Annotated in this window: 15 protein-coding genes and 1 pseudogene; 1 reads left to right on the forward strand and 15 read right to left on the reverse strand. The window is 60.4% G+C overall.

The genetic code is table 11. The features are described from left to right. Window positions 1–5 precede the first annotated feature (5 nt). The 13 genes and pseudogenes from ACMUJL_RS01730 to ACMUJL_RS01790 all read right to left on the reverse strand — a co-directional run. Window positions 6–1,154 (reverse strand): response regulator, encoded by a 1,149-nt coding sequence (locus ACMUJL_RS01730; protein WP_375570896.1) that lies wholly within the window; start codon window positions 1,152–1,154, stop codon window positions 6–8. Between the two features lie 38 nt (window positions 1,155–1,192). Continuing rightward, window positions 1,193–1,792, reverse strand: a complete 600-nt coding sequence (locus ACMUJL_RS01735; RefSeq protein WP_375570894.1) for a TadE/TadG family type IV pilus assembly protein — start codon at window positions 1,790–1,792, stop codon at window positions 1,193–1,195. A gap of 5 nt (window positions 1,793–1,797) precedes the next feature. After that, the gene (locus tag ACMUJL_RS01740; protein ID WP_375570892.1) at window positions 1,798–2,211 is read right to left on the reverse strand and encodes a TadE/TadG family type IV pilus assembly protein; all 414 of its coding nucleotides are present in this window, start codon (window positions 2,209–2,211) and stop codon (window positions 1,798–1,800) included. A 196-nt stretch (window positions 2,212–2,407) separates the two neighbouring features. Continuing rightward, complete coding sequence (locus ACMUJL_RS01745) at window positions 2,408–2,563, reverse strand: hypothetical protein (RefSeq protein ID WP_375570890.1); 156 nt, start codon at window positions 2,561–2,563, stop codon at window positions 2,408–2,410. A 19-nt stretch (window positions 2,564–2,582) separates the two neighbouring features. Then, complete coding sequence (locus ACMUJL_RS01750) at window positions 2,583–4,004, reverse strand: type II and III secretion system protein family protein (protein ID WP_375570888.1); 1,422 nt, start codon at window positions 4,002–4,004, stop codon at window positions 2,583–2,585. An 80-nt stretch (window positions 4,005–4,084) separates the two neighbouring features. Next, the gene (cpaB, locus tag ACMUJL_RS01755; protein WP_375570886.1) at window positions 4,085–5,161 is read right to left on the reverse strand and encodes a Flp pilus assembly protein CpaB; all 1,077 of its coding nucleotides are present in this window, start codon (window positions 5,159–5,161) and stop codon (window positions 4,085–4,087) included. A gap of 248 nt (window positions 5,162–5,409) precedes the next feature. Then, complete coding sequence (locus ACMUJL_RS01760) at window positions 5,410–5,613, reverse strand: Flp family type IVb pilin (RefSeq protein WP_375570884.1); 204 nt, start codon at window positions 5,611–5,613, stop codon at window positions 5,410–5,412. Window positions 5,614–6,055: 442 nt separating this feature from the next. After that, complete coding sequence (locus ACMUJL_RS01765; protein ID WP_375570882.1) at window positions 6,056–7,654, reverse strand: pilus assembly protein TadG-related protein; 1,599 nt, start codon at window positions 7,652–7,654, stop codon at window positions 6,056–6,058. Window positions 7,655–7,825: 171 nt separating this feature from the next. Next, window positions 7,826–8,311, reverse strand: coding sequence for an A24 family peptidase (locus tag ACMUJL_RS01770; RefSeq protein WP_375570880.1), 486 nt, complete (start codon window positions 8,309–8,311; stop codon window positions 7,826–7,828). Window positions 8,312–8,339: 28 nt separating this feature from the next. Continuing rightward, window positions 8,340–8,861 carry a tetratricopeptide repeat protein gene (locus tag ACMUJL_RS01775; RefSeq protein WP_068295088.1) on the reverse strand — a complete coding sequence of 174 codons (522 nt, stop codon included), beginning with the start codon at window positions 8,859–8,861 and terminating at the stop codon, window positions 8,340–8,342. A 144-nt stretch (window positions 8,862–9,005) separates the two neighbouring features. After that, complete coding sequence (locus tag ACMUJL_RS01780; protein WP_375570878.1) at window positions 9,006–9,794, reverse strand: hypothetical protein; 789 nt, start codon at window positions 9,792–9,794, stop codon at window positions 9,006–9,008. Between the two features lie 178 nt (window positions 9,795–9,972). Continuing rightward, window positions 9,973–11,364, reverse strand: a complete 1,392-nt coding sequence (locus ACMUJL_RS01785) for an ATP-binding protein (protein WP_416914094.1) — start codon at window positions 11,362–11,364, stop codon at window positions 9,973–9,975. A gap of 64 nt (window positions 11,365–11,428) precedes the next feature. After that, a pseudogene (locus tag ACMUJL_RS01790) lies at window positions 11,429–12,532 on the reverse strand (PAS domain S-box protein); the annotation flags it as partial. Window positions 12,533–12,885: 353 nt separating this feature from the next. Here ACMUJL_RS01790 and ACMUJL_RS01795 point away from each other — a divergent pair. Then, a complete protein-coding gene (locus ACMUJL_RS01795) occupies window positions 12,886–13,503 on the forward strand; it encodes a response regulator transcription factor (protein WP_375570874.1) in 618 nt (205 codons plus the stop codon). A 77-nt stretch (window positions 13,504–13,580) separates the two neighbouring features. On the opposite strand, the gene ACMUJL_RS01800 is transcribed toward ACMUJL_RS01795, so the two are convergent. Both ACMUJL_RS01800 and ACMUJL_RS01805 read right to left on the reverse strand, forming a co-directional pair. After that, window positions 13,581–14,636: a methyltetrahydrofolate cobalamin methyltransferase gene (locus tag ACMUJL_RS01800; protein WP_068295074.1), complete on the reverse strand. Its 1,056-nt coding sequence runs from the start codon at window positions 14,634–14,636 to the stop codon at window positions 13,581–13,583. 8 nt (window positions 14,637–14,644) lie between these two features. After that, window positions 14,645–15,583 carry a methylenetetrahydrofolate reductase gene (locus ACMUJL_RS01805; protein ID WP_375574040.1) on the reverse strand — a complete coding sequence of 313 codons (939 nt, stop codon included), beginning with the start codon at window positions 15,581–15,583 and terminating at the stop codon, window positions 14,645–14,647. Window positions 15,584–15,599 lie beyond the last annotated feature (16 nt).

Here is a 15,599-nt window from a genome sequence, read left to right on the forward strand (position 1 = left end):
CCTTGTCATGCCAGTGCCACCTTTTCCGCAAGGATCACGTCATTGGCGTATTTCGTCAGCGCTTTCAGCATCTTGGAGGACGAGTTTACATCGCTCAACGTGACCCCGCGGTCCATCGCCTCGGCCAGCTGGTCATGCTCGTCCGGCAGGTAGTCAAAGGGTGTGTCGCCGAACAGCTGCTTCAGCTTGGCCTTGGGGATACGATCACTGCCGAAAAGGCCCTTTTGCCGCTTGTTGATCAGGACGGTCACCGGTTTCCTGGGGCCGTCGATGTCCTTGATGCTTTCCAGCAGATCCATCGTGTGCTTGATCGAGGGCAGGTTCATCTCGCAGACGATGGTCACGGTGTTCACGCCGGACAGCACATCCTGCCGCCAGTCGGTTTCGTAATAGGGGATGTCGAGGACGGTATGCGCATGCTGCAGCGTCACCACATCCAGCATCCGCAGGACCATCTCGTAGCAGTTCAGGCTGGTCACGACCTCGCGGCGCTTGAAGGAATAGACGATCATGCCGTGCTCGTGCTTTTGCTGCAGCAGGTTCACGAATTCACTGTCGATGCGGCTGGGGTTGGAAATCACGCTGTCCAGGTTGAAACCCGAGGTGAGGTTAAGAAGATAACCACATGATCCGGTTGAGAAATCCAGATCGAACAGGGCAACGCTTCCCTTGGATCTGTCCTTGGCCGTGGCGCGCGCCAGTATTTCGGACAAGCACACCGCCACCGTCGTGGCCCCAGCGCCGCCCACGGCGGAAATCACCGCATGAACCCGTGTGCTGGATTGCTTGGAGGTGCGGATCCCGCTCTGGATCGCATTCAGGAACTCGCCGAAATTCACCGGCTTGCGCAGCCAGTCATGAATCTTGAGCTTCAGAAGCTTGCGCACCTGCGCGTCATCCAGCGCCTCGGACACGATGACAATGGGCACGTCACCATAATGCCCCCGGACCGAAGACAGCATTTCCAGCTCGTCCGCGCTGACACTTGCGATGTCCATCACGATGACGTCGGGTGCGAATACGCCGGGCGCGCGCATCATCTCGTCGAAGGTCGCGACTTCCCGCTGGAAATGCGACATCTTCTCGACATGGTCCGAGATGACCGAGAATTCGGGTTGACCGGTATCAAGGATCAGCACCGTATTCTTGCGCATCTTCGTGCGCGCGGGAAGAATATCGTTTTCAATCATATTCATATCGTGTTTGACAAATCTTCGCTGGTGATGGTGACGGGATGCGCTGGGATGGTGATGTTGTTCAGCCCCAGCAAGGCGCCGAGAAAGAAGAAGTTGAAGGTCAGGTTCCGCGTCTCGACCGTGATCGACACGACCGGCCCGCCCGGACGCCCGACATAACCCAGACCCGAACGGTAGTAGGTGACGCGGATATTCGCCGGGGTGATCAACCCGTTCAGGTCACACATGCCCAGTCGTGTGTTCGCCACAGGGCCACAGACCCCGTCGCTGCCAAAGACCAGACGGTTCAGGCCCGTCTGGTCGCAGGCGGTTGCGCTGTCCGCACCACAGACGACGGTAACGGCCGCCGCGGGCACAGGGCCACCCTGTGTCGGCGGATTCGACGGATAGTCCGCGGTAAACGGGGCCATGTCGACAACGGGATCCGAGACAGCAAGCATTCTTGCGCCGAATTGCATGGCCTTGACGGTCTGGTTCCATTGCACCATCGCCACGCTGAATTCGATGAAAGTGGCGAAGGTCAGCAGGATGATCGGAAAAACGATCAGCCCTTCGACCAGTGTCGCGCCTTCTTCGGCGCGACGGAACATCTTCATGCGCCTCACCATCCCATGTATCTCTGGTTATGGGTGTAGGTGAAGGTGAACCCCTCCAACTCGATCAGGCGCATGAGCGGCGAGCCGGTGTAGGTCAGGCTTCCCGTCACGGTGACGATATCCGCAGCACCGGGATTGCTGGGCGGGGTGGCGGGCGTGATCGTCAAATCTGCTGCATCGGTCCAGCCCGGCACACGGGGTGCGCCGGTGCCTGCAGGATTGCCGAAAAAGGCCAGGTTGCGGGCAATGTCCTGCGTGCATGTGGTGAAAGGCGCCGTGGCGCGGCACCGCGACCAGTAGCGCGCCGCGTCACGCACCCCGACCTGGACCTGATGACGCTGCCAGAAGACATTTCCGAACTCCAGGATACCGACCGCGAAGATCGTGACCACGGGCACGACGATCAGCGTTTCGGTCAACAAGGCAGCCTCGGTCCCCGAAACAAAGCTTCGGAGCCTCTGCAGAATGCCTTGTCTGTTCACGCGGCGCATGGTCAGTCAAATACCTCGGAATATCGGAACGCAGACAACCGTCCGCGCCCCGGAAAAAGCATCCAACCTGTGCCGACCGGGAAAGCGCCGGGCGGATCCCGAGGGACCCGCCGGGTGCGGTTCTTCAGCCCCCCACCACGATCGTGGTGTTCGAGGCTGCCGGTGGGAACGGGTTGATCGTATGAATTGCCGTGTTTCCCTCGGCGGCATTGCCTGCGCCGAAACTGACGGAATCACGACGGTTCATGTAATCCGCGCAAGCCGAAAGACTGGCCAGCATCATGACCGCAACCAGTGCCTTACTTCTTTTTGACAAGCGCATCGTCAAACTCCAGATCAATCATGTGGCCATAGGGACCGATGATGCCTTCGCCATCCACGAAGGACCGGATCATGTCCTTGTTGACTTCCAGCATGCCCAGCAGGAACAGCTCGACATCGTTGGAAGGCCTGGAATTATCCAGCGGCGACAGAAGCGTTTCATTGGGGGTGCTCGGGCGCACAAGGCGCGGCGTCACCAGGATCACGAGGTCGGTCTCGCGCTTTTGAAACTCGGTCGACCGGAACAGCGCGCCCAGAACCGGGATCTGCCCGATCCACGGAACCTGCTGCACGTTGCGTTCGTTGTCGGTCTGCAGAAGGCCCGCGATCGCAAAGCTCTGGCCGTCGCGCAGCGACACGGTTGTGTCGGCGCGGCGCGTGATGAAGGCGACGTCACCGGCGGCCGTCGGGGCCGAGGTGTCGATATCGCTGACCTCGGGACGGATCCGCAGGCTGATCATCGAATTGTCCAGAACCACGGGCCGGAAGTTCAGACGCACACCGTATTCGCGGTAATCGGTCCCGCTGACTGTGACATTGCCGTTCTGGTCGCGCTCGAACGAGTCGATCGGAACCTCGCCGCCGACGACGAAGTTCGCCTCGACCCCGTTCGATGTCACAAGGGTCGGGTTTGCCAGGCGACGGGCCATGCCCTTGGTTTCCAGCGCATTGATGACGATATCGATATCGGCGCCTGCCCCGGCCAGAAGGTTGCCCACGAAGCTGCCGAAGGGCACGCTGCCGCCCCTGCTTCCCGTGGTCATGCGGTTGCTGTTCAGCTCGACACCCAGTTCACGACCGGCGCGGCGGCTGACCTCGAGGATGCGGACATCCAGTTGCACCTGCTGCGGATCCGTGATGCGGACCGCGTTCAGAACCGGCTGGTCGCTGAATTGCTGGGCGATTTCGATCACGCGGTCCATCGACGGTCCGTCGCGTACCTCGCCCGACACGCGCACGCGCCCGTTGACATTGGCAACCGTCACATTCGCATTGGGAACGGCGCGGTTGATCGCCTGCTGCAATTCGTCGAAATCGACGCGCACATTCAGGATCATCGCGCCGATCAGTTCCTTTTCGGGACCGTAGAAGGATACGTTCGTGGCGCCGGGGCTGTTGGCCTGCACATAGACCGACATGTTCGTCAGCGGAAACACATCCGCCACGGCCGAGTTGCCAACCACGATATCGCTGAAGGCGCGATCCGTGCGGACAGTCAGGGTGAAGCCCGGTTTCAACCGCACCGGTTCCACAGCGCTGTCACCGCCCAGTGCGACAAGCTGCTCCTGGGCTTCAAGCGTGGCGGGCATGGCCGCCAGCGCCGCGATCACGACAGCAAGGGACATTGCGCGCGCCGCAAAGCGCGACACCCCCTGCCCCAAACCTGTCAACCTTTCCATCATGTGTCTCATGTTCGTCCCGCTCCGTTTTGTGGCGTCTTGTGACGCTCTGTTCGCCTCTGGTTCTGACTTCTGCCGCGTCATTCCGCGGCAGGCTGATCGGTTCCTACTGTGTATTCCTGACGCTGCCCGTTGCGCGCCACGCCGATGGTGACAAAGCTGGGCTTGGGGGGTTGCACTTCGATCACCCTCTCGATGATCACTTCCTTCTCGACCACCTGGGGTTCGACCGTCCGGGCGGCGGCAAGGTTCTCTTCGACCTCGGCCAGTTTCCCGGTCACATCGCTGCCCATGTTGCGGATCATCTCTTCCAGCGCGGCAAGGCGCGCGGTCTGCTCGTTCTGGCGCTCCGCTTCGATCCGGCGGGCGGCCTCATCGGCTGCGGCCTGTTCGGCGGCAAGGGTGGCCGATGTCGAGGTCATGTTCAGCTCGTTCAGCGTCATGCGGCTGGGCTCTTCCGCATCGGCCGACACCACGTTGCGCAGCGCCAGCGACAGCGTGCCGACGGTGGCGCCAAGGGTCAGTTTCTGCGCCTCTTCGGTCGTGACCTCGAATGTCACGGTGCGCACCACGCTGGGTTGGTCGCGGGTGTCATCGGCGGTCTGGTCGATGGCGACGACACGAACGCCCTGCAGCAGGACATCAACGAAGGCCTCGCCATCGCGACCGCCTTCGCTGCGCGTCAGCAGGACATCGACGCGGTCGCCCGGAAGAACGAAACCGGCGACACCCAGCACGTCATTGACGCGGATCGACACGGCCTTCATGCCCGGCGAAATCGCCGTCGACAGCTTGGCGCGCTGTCCGGGGTTGGTGATCTTGGCCGACAGCACGGGTTCGCCCCGTTCGATCGAGGACAGCACGAAACGCGCGGTATCGTCGGTCCGGCCTTCAAGATCGGCGATGCTGGTAAATGCGCCTTCGGGCAAGGTCTGGCTGGCCCAAGGGATGACCTGCAGCTTTTCCACCGTGATCCGTTCACCGAAACGCATCGGGTTGCGGGCCACGACGATCGTGTTCTGCACTTCGCCGCGTTCGCTGCGGGCTGCCTGCTCAAACTGCTGGCGCTGGGTATCCAGATAGGATTGAACCCCGAATACGGCCGCGACAGCCAGAACCATGGCGATTGCTATGCTCAGAAACGTAGAGGCCCGCATTCCGACAATCCTATTGCTCTGCCTTTGCGACACAACTCCGGCCAGCTATTCCCTGGCGTCTGCTGCGCCGAGACCGAAAAAATGCCGCTGATAAATGGGAAACTCTTCACCAGAGCCTTGAAAAACAGGCTACTACCGTGAAGAGAGTTTAATGAACATTCCCCGGTTTGAAAAATGGAAACCGGGGAATGGCAATAGTTAAGGAGACAAGTTGTCAAAGTGAGACAGTAAAAGCCGCCCTTTGATCCTTATTGTGCGCCACCGGCACCGAATGTCGTGGAAATCCAGGTCGCCCAACCACCCCAGGCCACCCCAAGGTTGGTCCCGAACAGGGCAACGGCAGTGATGACCGCTGCGGTCAGCAGGCCCAGCAGGATGAGGTATTCGGTCAGCGCGAGGCCGTCTTCTTCCTTGCGGAAGGCTTGCAGGGCGGTGATTGCTTTGTTGAGCATGTTAATTCTCCGATGCGTTCAAGTTGTTGGTTTAAAAAGGCTCAGGCCCCCGCCTCGCCCTGATTCCGCCACAAAGGCCCGTACATTTACGTTTGTTCACCCAAGGCGGCATGGCTTTGCCTTCCTTATGCCACAATCATTCGTCTACCCACCTGGATAGATCAAGCCTCGGTTGATTTTATGGGGTTCGAAAGCAACCATTCCCGCAATTTCGAGAGGATTGTTCACGTTTTGCGAGAAGAAGCCTATACTTTGGAATAGGGTATTATTCGCAATTCCGAGAAGCTTGATGCCACTATTCTACCCTGATTCAAGGAAGTGATTCGGCAGTCAGGAAAACGCGTATCTGAGAAACAATATAACCTTTAGCGTAACTCTTATCTAACGATAACGTAAGCCGCCGCCCAGCCCTTTTTTTGGCCCCAGGCGAATACCCCTTGGTTCAGCGGACCAGAAAGGCCTCGTCTCTGAATGCAAGATCGGTTGTGCCAAGCCCTTCGTTGGTCAGGTCGACGATCTCTCCGGCGATCACATCATCGATGACGGGTGTCGTCAGGAAGAACTTGCCATAGGCGATTATGCGCAAGGGCACGGATGTGCCCGTTGGCGGCGTGGCGTCACAATCAGCAAAGGCAACGTACATGTAACGCCCGTCCCTTACAGAAGGACGCGCAGAACTGCAGCTGTTCACAAGCGGGTCCGAATTCCGGACATTGTTGCCAAGCGTGCCCACATTCGCCCGCTCATAGGCATAGACATCATGACGCGAGGGCGTGCCAAGGTTCGGGTTCCGCACGATGTCACCTGCAGGATAGGCCTGCGGCGCGATCGCCGATGCAATGGATGCGGCCTGCGTCGGATAATTAAATCCGAGATAGAAGTCATAGGGCCAGACATATCCGTTCGCCCCCGATGGCCGTGTCGTTCCGCCGACCTCGACGCTACCGGATGAAAACTCTGTCGAATAGTTCGATGGAAATCCCATTGCATCGATCCTGTCCCCATCGTAGCGCCAGTTGCTGGTGTTGAAATCCCCGGGGTCGATGGATGTATCGGTGACCATGTCGCTGAAGGTATCATCCACATCTCCATCGCATTGATTGCCCTGCAGCACGAAGCCCTTTCGAACGATCTCATCGCTTGCGATACCCCTGACCTGGTTCTGGCTGTAAAGGCCGAAACGCGTATTGAACCAACGATCCAGCGACGTTATCTGACCGGTCCGCGTCTCAAGCGCGTCCAAGGTCACATTGCACCCGTCAAGTTCTTGTTCCGTCGTCAAAATCTGCCTGTAAGCCGGCAGTTGAAGGTTCCCGACATTCAGCAGGTCACCCAGATTGAGGAAGCCGAAATTCCCGGTGTTCGAACCAAGTCGCAGCTTGATCAGCCGCGCGTGGAACCAACCCGCATTGAACGCGTCGACAATCGAAGGGTAGCCCGTCGCCCCTGTGGGCACCGGATTGCACATGAACAATGGGGGGGCTTGACAGGCGACTTCCCGATAGGTCGCCACGGCCTCTGCCGCGATGGGGACGTCCGCGACGGGATTGGCACCCGGAAAGAACAGTCCGAAAAACGGATTGAGATCTTCGGACTGCGCGCGCACAAAGATGAACCGCGCCTCTGACTGGTCGGTCGCGCAGGTCGTGCTGCTGGTGTCATTGGTGACGCACAGGTCAAAATCGATCGCTTCATCGTCGCTTGCAGGCAAACCTGACAGGAAGACGACGGCGTATTCGTCTGGATCATTCGCGGCACCAAATGTCAGCATGATCGCCGCATTCTCGTCGGTCTGCCCAAGAAAGCTGACGGTGTTGTCGATGTTCCGCATGGCCGCGATCGCGCGGTCGATGGAATCCACGCCGCCGTCCAGTTCGCGCGCCCCGGCCAGGGCCAAGGCGTCGGCGGCCGCCTGAAGATCCGAATTGGCGTTGTTGCCGCGACTGATGTCGATCACAAGCAGCGCCATTCCGACGAAAACCGGCATGAACAGCAGGGTCAATACCAGCGCATAGCCGCTGTCGGATCTCAGGAAACGCATATGGGCAATCCTTTCGGATCAGGTTCAAATGGTTGGATTGAAGGCGCCGCAACCGCACCGCATTATAACTCGCAACCTGTAATCAACCCTACCGAGAAACCGGCACATGGCGCCCTCTGCGCTTTCGCCCGATTATGCAGAATGCTTAAATCCCTGTAAACTGGGGCTTCATCACATCTGCAAGGCCCGCGGCAAGAGGGTCAGGATCGCCCCGAAAACCATGGGCACCGCATAGGGCACCGCCCGGGATGCGGCGATGTCCGTCATGCGGGCGCGGATCCGCCCCCTGTCCGAGGGGAAGCGGCGCGCCAACAGCACGGCGACCAGCATGATGACCGATCCGATCAGCAGAAAGACCACATAGACAGGCAACAGTCCCCAGCCCACGAAGACCCCGAGCGGCAGGTAGAGTTTGACATCCCCTGCCCCCATCCCGCCAAGCATCCACATCACGAAACCCAAGCCGAACAGCAGCAGTCCCGCCATGAGATCGGGCAGTGCCCCGTCAAAGCCGCGCAAGGCCAGAAGCGCCAGCACCATGGCCGAGAAGATCGCCACATCGCGGTTGCGGATGCGCAGAGCCAGAAAGTCCTGCCAGGCCACATGGGCCAGAAAGGCAAAGCACAGCCACAACATGAACTGATGCGCCAGGTCCATGGCTCAACCCGTGGTTCGCGTCGCTCACTCAGATCCCGCGCAAATCCCCGCGCGACCGGCGCTGGTAGGAGGACGAGTTTCGCAGCAACTCCAGGTTGTTGGCCGCGAATTCGTTGCTTGGGTCCATCTCGTAGGCGATCAGGAAGTGCCGACGCGCCACTTGCAGATTTCCGCGCAGCAACTGGGAATACCCGTAGTTGTTGTGGAATTCGATCCGGTTGCCGATGATCGGCTGCAGCTTGCGATAGGCCATGTCGGACTGATCGAAGCGGCGCAGCATGTCGGAGCTGGCCGCATAGCCCAAAAGCGCCTGCGGATCGTTCGGTGCCACCTCCAGCGCGCGTTTGAACAGCGCATTGGCCTTGCCGTAGTTGTTGTTCGTGAACTGAAGCTTGGCTTCGACAAGCAGCTGGTCGTCGGGATAATAGTCACGGTCCGATGTATCGGCGACGGTCGAGACATTGTCCCCGAATGACGAGAATTCGCCGATCCCACCTTCGGTACATGCTGTAAGCCCCACGAGGGACATGATAATTATGGCGGCGCGCATTTTTTCGGCCCAACTTTGCTGCTCAATTCCACAAAATGTAGTGTGAACAGGGCAAATCTGTAAACTGGCATTAAATTGTGCCATGCGTGTTGTGCCCTAATTACAACTTGGGGAACTCAATTATACTACTTTAGAATAGGGCATTCACCAGAAATACAGTCTGATCAAATACCAACCGCCCGTCGCATGGGCGGCAATCGTGAAACCATAGACCACAAGCGCCAGGCCTGCCTGGCCCTGTGACATGGGCGCCTTTTCGGCACACTCGGTGTCCGGACGGAAAAACACCAGGCCCCCAAGGCAAACGAGGGCGATCAGGGACATCGATTCCTGTACGAATGACAGCGCGGCGGCGCCCGCGGAAATGGTCAGGATCACGTGCATCCCCGTGCGCGGGCTGAAGGTGGCAAGGATCTGGCGCAGGCAACGCCCGCCGTCCAGCGGCAACAGGGGCAGAAGATTGATGAAGTTCAGCGCGCCGATCGCCGTGCCGAGGGCGAAGAAGAAAGTGTAGAACCCGGGCATTGCCCCCTTGAACAGGCTGGCTGCGACCAATGCGACGACCATCGGTGCGATGCTGAAGCCCGCCCCCATGATGGTGACGAAGAAGTCCTGCGCCTGTGTCGGTATCCTGCGCTGGGACACTGGAATGTTCGACACCAGCGGCGCCAGCCGGAACCGCGCATCCGTGTGACCCAGCTGGCGATGGGCCATGACATGGCCAAGTTCATGCAGCAGCAGCGCAAGAACAAAGGCGCTGCCGAACAGCGGTTTCAAGACGAGGATGGCCGCCAGAGACATCAGGATCCATGTGCGCAGCGACCCCAGCTCGACTTGCGGAAGCCTGATCTGCCCCCCCTGCGTCACAAGCGATCCGGCAAGGGCGCGCAGGGTCAGTGCACAAATCAGCGCAGCAGACAGGATTTCAAGCATTTCCGGCTCCATTGTTTCCTGAACACTGCAAGATTGCATAATACTCCGGGCATCTATTGGCCGGGTTTGTGGTCTTTGCGTGGCAAATCCAAAACTCAACCTGCGAATTTACTGAACATTGTTTCAGGTTGCGTTACAAAAAAAGACCTGTCCGACCTGGCTGATGCCACTTCCGCCGTCAGATCATCCGGCGCGGATCATTGGCGTCCCGCAAAGGTCCCTTTGGCCGGATTTCCGCCGTCAGTGCGCTTGCGGGCAGCAGGCTGCGCAAGGCGCGAACCTCCTTGCGCGTGGCGTTCCACAGCCCCTCAAGCCGGTCGGGAAGGCGTTCCATGTCTGACGGAGACATCTCGAGAACCTCGTCCTCGAGCGTGCCCAGAACGCTGTGCAGGCGCCGCGCGCCAAAGGTGGCGGCCTGACCTGCGAACCCGTGCAAGCGGTCCCGCAAGATCTGCCGGGGGCCATGCAGGCCTTCGCGGATTTCGGACAACGCCGTTTCTGCCTCGGTCGTGAACTGGTCCAACAGACTGCCAAGCTTTTCGGGGCCAAGCGTATCATGCAGCAGGTTCAGAACGTCCCTGTCCAGCAAGGGCGGCAGCGCGCCCCCACCTGCCCCGAGCGCAGCATCCGGTTGCTGGTCTGCCGTGGTGGCAGGGGTGCCCCGCATCACGCGACGCAGCCCTTCCCAGCGCAGCGGTTTGATCACCACATCCTCCATGCCCGCGTCCCTGAAGCGGCGCAGATCATGATCAAAGACATGCGCGGTCAGGGCCACGATCCGTGCCTTGGCCGATTTGCCCTTTCCGGCGCGAATGGCCTTTGCCGCCTGCACGCCATTCATGCGCGGCATGTTGATGTCCATGAAGATCAGGTCGTAGGCCTCGGCTGCGGCCATCTCGACGCCCTGGCTGCCGTCAGAGGCTTCGGCTACCTTGTGCCCGTCCAGTTGCAGCATCTCGCGCAGGATGAAACGGTTGATCTCGTTATCCTCGATCAACAGTACCGAAGACCGGGGCACATCCGACGGATCGGTCAGAACCTCGCTGACGGCAGTGGGCAATTCGACCGGCGGCAGGGACAGGCTGATCCAGAACAGGCTGCCCTCGCCCAGAACGCTTTCCGCGCCCAGTTTGCCGCCCATCGCGCCGACAAGCCGTTTGACGATCCCCAACCCAAGCCCGGTGCCTTCGGTCTTGCGCGCGGCGGTATCCTCCAACCGCACGAAGTCCTCGAATATCCTGTCCAGTTGGTTCTGTGCGATGCCGGTGCCGGTATCGGCGATCTGGATCTCGATCCTTTGGCGCCCAAGGATCAGCCCCTGGGTATCGGGGGCCACATCCACATCGACCGTGATCTGGCCATCGTTGGTGAACTTGATGGCGTTTCCGATCAGGTTGATCAGGATCTGACGGATCCGCACAGGATCGCCCCGGAACCATCCCATCTGTTCGGTCGACTTGTGCAGCATCAGGCTGTTGGACTTGCGTTCGGCGGCGGGGATCAGGCTGCGCGTGACATCGGCCAGAAGCGCATCCAGATCGAAGACGCGTTCGGTCAGGTTGATGCCCATCGAACTCGATCTCGGTCAGGTCCAGCACATCGTTGATATGCCCCAGCAAAAGCTCGCCGGATGATTGCAGGATATCCAGGTAATCCTTGATGTTCCGGCCATCGGTATTGGTGCGCATCAGTTCGATCGCCCCAAGGATGCCCGTCAACGGGGTGCGCATCTCATGGCTCATGACGGCCAGGAAATGCGCCTTGGCGCGTTCGCTGGCCAAGGCCTTGTCGCGTGAGGCGCGCAGATCCTCTTCGACGGCAAGACGGGCCGAGATATCGCGCAGAAAGAACACGTGGATCGTGTTTCCCTCGCGCAGGGCCGTGCCAAGGGACACCTCTATCGGGAATTCGCGCCCCACCGCATCGCGACCGACCATCTGGACGCGTTCGACATCAGGCATGTCCATGCGCGCCAACGACAGGGCGCGGCCATCCATCTCGAAGATGAGTTCACCGATCACAAGCCCTCGGGCGATGCTGCTGGCCATGCCGAAGACCTGTTCGGCCGAGCGGCTGAAGCCGGAAATGATGCCCGCGTCATCGGTGACGATGATCGCATCCTGCGAGGTGTCCACAACCGTTTCAAGGCGCGCGCTGACCAGCCTGTTTTCCCTTGCGCGCTGCAGGTTGATCCGGGAAATCCGCCAGAACACCGAGGCCAGCAGCGCAGTCGAGGCAAAGAGGACAAAGGCCGCCGACACAAGCAGAAGAAGCGATCGGCCCAGGTCCTCCTGGATAATCGTGTCCTTCTGCTGCACCATGCGATCCGCCGTATCGGTCAGCGTCTCCAACGCGGCGCGGACCACCTCCAGGTCCTCGATCAACTGTGGAAGCGCCGTCATCAACGCGTCATCGCTGAGCATGAAGTAAACGGCCAGCTTTTCGTTCTCGGACGCAAACGCCGCCAGCGCCGCGTTGGTCTCAATCCGCAATTGCGCCTGTCCCAGGTACGAGGGTCTGGCGATCGTCGTCTTCAGCGCATCGATTTCCGCCACCAGATCGCCAAAACGCCGTCGCAACTGACCGATTTCGGGCCGGTCCTCGTCAGTGGCACGCAGAACCGCCAATTCAAGCAGCAGAAAGGATGATTCCAGATGGTGGCCGGCGCTGTGGATGGACCGGCTTTCAAAACGGCCCAACCAGTCGATCTGCTGCCAGATCCTTGGGGCCTGCACCATCAGAACGGCCAGTGACAGCAACCCGAAGACTATGGCGATCACGGGCAGGACACGCAGCCCGAACCTGTCTGCGGAAGGATTAGGGCGGTTCTTGTCGGTCACGATCCCTCATCCATCAACAAGCGCCCCGTCAAGCATCATGCAACGCAGTCTGGGCCAGTTTTCATGCCTGGTCCAGATGACAATCCCCTCTAACGCCTGGCCGGTGCAATTGTCTTTGGGCAAGTGAATATCTTTTGGTTGATCTTGCATCAAAAGCGTAGTGGTAAATTTTCAGGATCTCTATAAAATACTGGCTGCCTACAAATTCGCGGGGTCAGCCTGCTCACTTTGTAAAACGTGGAAAGTTAAACGTGAAATCCAGAATACTGATCGCGGACGATCATGACCTCGTGCGCGAGACGCTGGCCTCCTACCTGGCTGCTGCCGCGAATGTGGATGTCAGCCAAAGCCGGGATCTGGACGGTGCGCTTGAGCAGATAGGCAGCCATGGATCATTCGACCTGGTCCTTCTGGACCTGACTATGCCCGGCATGACCATGCCAAGCGGCCTGATACGCTGCCTTGATGCGAACCGCCCCGGTCCTGTCGCCCTGTTGACCGGCACTTCCTCGGAAGAGATCGAGCGTCGCGCCATCATGGACGGTGCTGCCGATTACCTGCCCAAGACGCTGTCGCCGGATGCCCTGGTCGCGCGTGTCAGGCGGATCCTGGCAGGCGAAGCGGCCCATCCGTCGGATACGAAGCACGCGGACAATGATGCCGATGCTGTCGGCACGCCGGTTCTGACGCGCCGGGAAAAGGATGTGCTGCAAGGGGTCTGCGCGGGAAAATCCAACCGGGAAATCGCCCAGGAACTGGATGTGCAGGAAGTCACGGTCAAGCTGCATGTCAAGACCCTCAGCCGCAAGCTCGAGGCGCGCAACCGCACCCATGCGGCCCTGATCGCGCGTGATCTGCACCTGATCTGATCCCATGCCGGATGGGCATGAATGAAAAAGCCGGGCGATGCCGCCCGGCTTTCGCATTTTCGCTTGATGGGTTTGGGTCAGCCGCGGCGGCGGCGTCCGCCTGCGCGGCCACCCCGGCCGCCTTCGCCCTCGGCGGAAGGCGCGCGGTTGAACCGGATCCATTCCCCGCCCGAGGCATCGTTGTTGGTCAGGAAGTTGGCGGCGCGGATCGCCTCCATCTCGGATCCGGCGCGCGGCTTGGTCGACCCCAGCCCGGTCAGCTGGCAGAACAGTTCCAGATCCATGTCGTCGGGCACGATGATGCCCGCCGCGGCCAAGGCCAGCTTCTTTTCCTCGATCTTCGACATCGGCACCGGCAGCGCGATGGGGTTCATGATCGCCGAGGTCATGCCGGCGGTGATCGCCATCGGCAGGAAGGCGTTGTTGATCCCGTGACGGTTCGGCAGGCCAAAGCTGATGTTGGATGCGCCGCAGGTCGTGTTGACGCCCAGTTCCTCGCGCAGGCGGCGCACAAGGGCAAAGACCTGCAGGCCGGCGGTCCCCATGGCACCGATCGGCATGACGAGCGGATCAACCACGATGTCATGGGCGGGGATGCCGAAATCGGCGGCGCGCTGGACGATCTTTTTCGCCACTTCGAAACGCACGTCGGGGTCTTCGGAAATGCCGGTGTCGTCGTTTGAAATGGCCACGACCGGCACGTTGTATTTCTTGACCAGCGGCAGCACGAATTCCAGCCGTTCCTCTTCGCCGGTGACCGAGTTCAGCAGCGGACGGCCTTCGGTGACCTTCAGCCCCTCTTCCAGTGCGGCGGGAACCGAGCTGTCGATGCACAGCGGCACATCGACCAGCCCCTGCACCAGTTCCAGCATCTTGCGCATCAAGGGCGGTTCGGTCTCGTTCGGGTTGGGGTTGGAGTTGTAGACGACACCCGCATTCACATCCAGCACCGTGGCCCCCGCGGCAACCTGCGCCAGCGCATCCTTTTCGACGGTCGAGAAATCGCCCGCCTCAAGCTCGGCCGCCAGCTTCTTGCGCCCCGTGGGGTTGATGCGCTCGCCGATCACGCAGAAAGGCTGATCAAAGCCGATGATTGCGGTCTTGGTCTTGGATTCGATGATCGTGCGGGTCATGGGTCAGCTTATCCTTGGGTCTGTGCGGCCGGCACGCCAGAGCGCCCGCCATGTTGAATGGCCCAGTTGGCATTGGTCGCGATGCCGCCAAGCGGGAAGAAATGGACATGTTCGATGTTGAAATCCGGGTTCGCCGCCTTGTGCGCGGCCAGTTCCACCAGAACATCCGTCGGCTCGTAAGGCAGCAGCAGCTTGGAGACATCCATCGCGCGTTTCTGCAGAACCTTGAGGCTGGGACCAACGCCGCAGGCGATGGCGAACTTGATCAGCGTCTGCAGCTTGGCGGGACCCGCGATGCCGATATGGATCGGCAGGTCGATGCCTTCGGCGCGCAGACGGTCGGCCCATGCGATGATCGGCTTGGCGTCGAAGGCGAATTGCGTCGCCATCGCCATCTTGGCGTCGGTGCGTTCCGAAAACGCCTGCTTCCAGCGCAGCGCCTCCATCACGATGCGGTCGCCGCCATCGGTGTCGATGTCGCGGTTCCCCTCGGGGTGGCCTGCCACGTGCAGGCGGGTGAAACCGTCGAACAGACCGGTTTCCATCAGCTGCATCGAGCTGTCGAAATCGCCCGCGGGCGTGCTGACGCCACCGCCCAGCAAAAGCGCCTGATCAACGCCCGCCTCGCCCTTGTAGCGCGCGATCCAGTCGGCCAGCGTGGCGCGGTCCTTGATGATGCGGGCCGGGAAATGCGGCATGACCGGATAGCCGTCGCGCGCCAGGCGGCGGGCGGTTGCGACCATGTCCTCGATCGGGGTGCCTTCGATATGGGCGATGTAGACGCGCGTGCCTTCGGGCAGCAGGGCGCGAAAATCCTCGACCTTTTCGGCGGTGCGCGGCATCACCTCGATCGAATATCCCTTCAGAAAGGCCTCGACCTGCGCATTCACCGGACCTGTGCCCGAGGTGTGGCTGTCGTCACGTTTGCGGAAATTCAACAGTGCCATTGCGGCCTCCCACAGG

The organism is Seohaeicola sp., from assembly GCF_048006315.1.
Taxonomy (GTDB): Bacteria; Pseudomonadota; Alphaproteobacteria; order Rhodobacterales; family Rhodobacteraceae; genus Seohaeicola.

What these genes read in the sequence shown, in the direction of transcription:
- ACMUJL_RS01730 (WP_375570896.1), bottom strand. Translation starts at nt 1,154, where the DNA reads ATGCGCAAGAATACGGTGCTGATCCTTGATACCGGTCAACCCGAATTC.
- ACMUJL_RS01735 (WP_375570894.1), bottom strand. Translation starts at nt 1,792, where the DNA reads ATGAAGATGTTCCGTCGCGCCGAAGAAGGCGCGACACTGGTCGAAGGG.
- ACMUJL_RS01745 (WP_375570890.1), bottom strand. Translation starts at nt 2,563, where the DNA reads ATGCTGGCCAGTCTTTCGGCTTGCGCGGATTACATGAACCGTCGTGAT.
- ACMUJL_RS01750 (WP_375570888.1), bottom strand. Translation starts at nt 4,004, where the DNA reads ATGGAAAGGTTGACAGGTTTGGGGCAGGGGGTGTCGCGCTTTGCGGCG.
- cpaB (WP_375570886.1), bottom strand. Translation starts at nt 5,161, where the DNA reads ATGCGGGCCTCTACGTTTCTGAGCATAGCAATCGCCATGGTTCTGGCT.
- ACMUJL_RS01760 (WP_375570884.1), bottom strand. Translation starts at nt 5,613, where the DNA reads ATGCTCAACAAAGCAATCACCGCCCTGCAAGCCTTCCGCAAGGAAGAA.
- ACMUJL_RS01765 (WP_375570882.1), bottom strand. Translation starts at nt 7,654, where the DNA reads ATGCGTTTCCTGAGATCCGACAGCGGCTATGCGCTGGTATTGACCCTG.
- ACMUJL_RS01770 (WP_375570880.1), bottom strand. Translation starts at nt 8,311, where the DNA reads ATGGACCTGGCGCATCAGTTCATGTTGTGGCTGTGCTTTGCCTTTCTG.
- ACMUJL_RS01775 (WP_068295088.1), bottom strand. Translation starts at nt 8,861, where the DNA reads ATGCGCGCCGCCATAATTATCATGTCCCTCGTGGGGCTTACAGCATGT.
- ACMUJL_RS01780 (WP_375570878.1), bottom strand. Translation starts at nt 9,794, where the DNA reads ATGCTTGAAATCCTGTCTGCTGCGCTGATTTGTGCACTGACCCTGCGC.
- ACMUJL_RS01785 (WP_416914094.1), bottom strand. Translation starts at nt 11,364, where the DNA reads ATGGGCATCAACCTGACCGAACGCGTCTTCGATCTGGATGCGCTTCTG.
- ACMUJL_RS01800 (WP_068295074.1), bottom strand. Translation starts at nt 14,636, where the DNA reads ATGACCCGCACGATCATCGAATCCAAGACCAAGACCGCAATCATCGGC.
- ACMUJL_RS01805 (WP_375574040.1), bottom strand. Translation starts at nt 15,583, where the DNA reads ATGGCACTGTTGAATTTCCGCAAACGTGACGACAGCCACACCTCGGGC.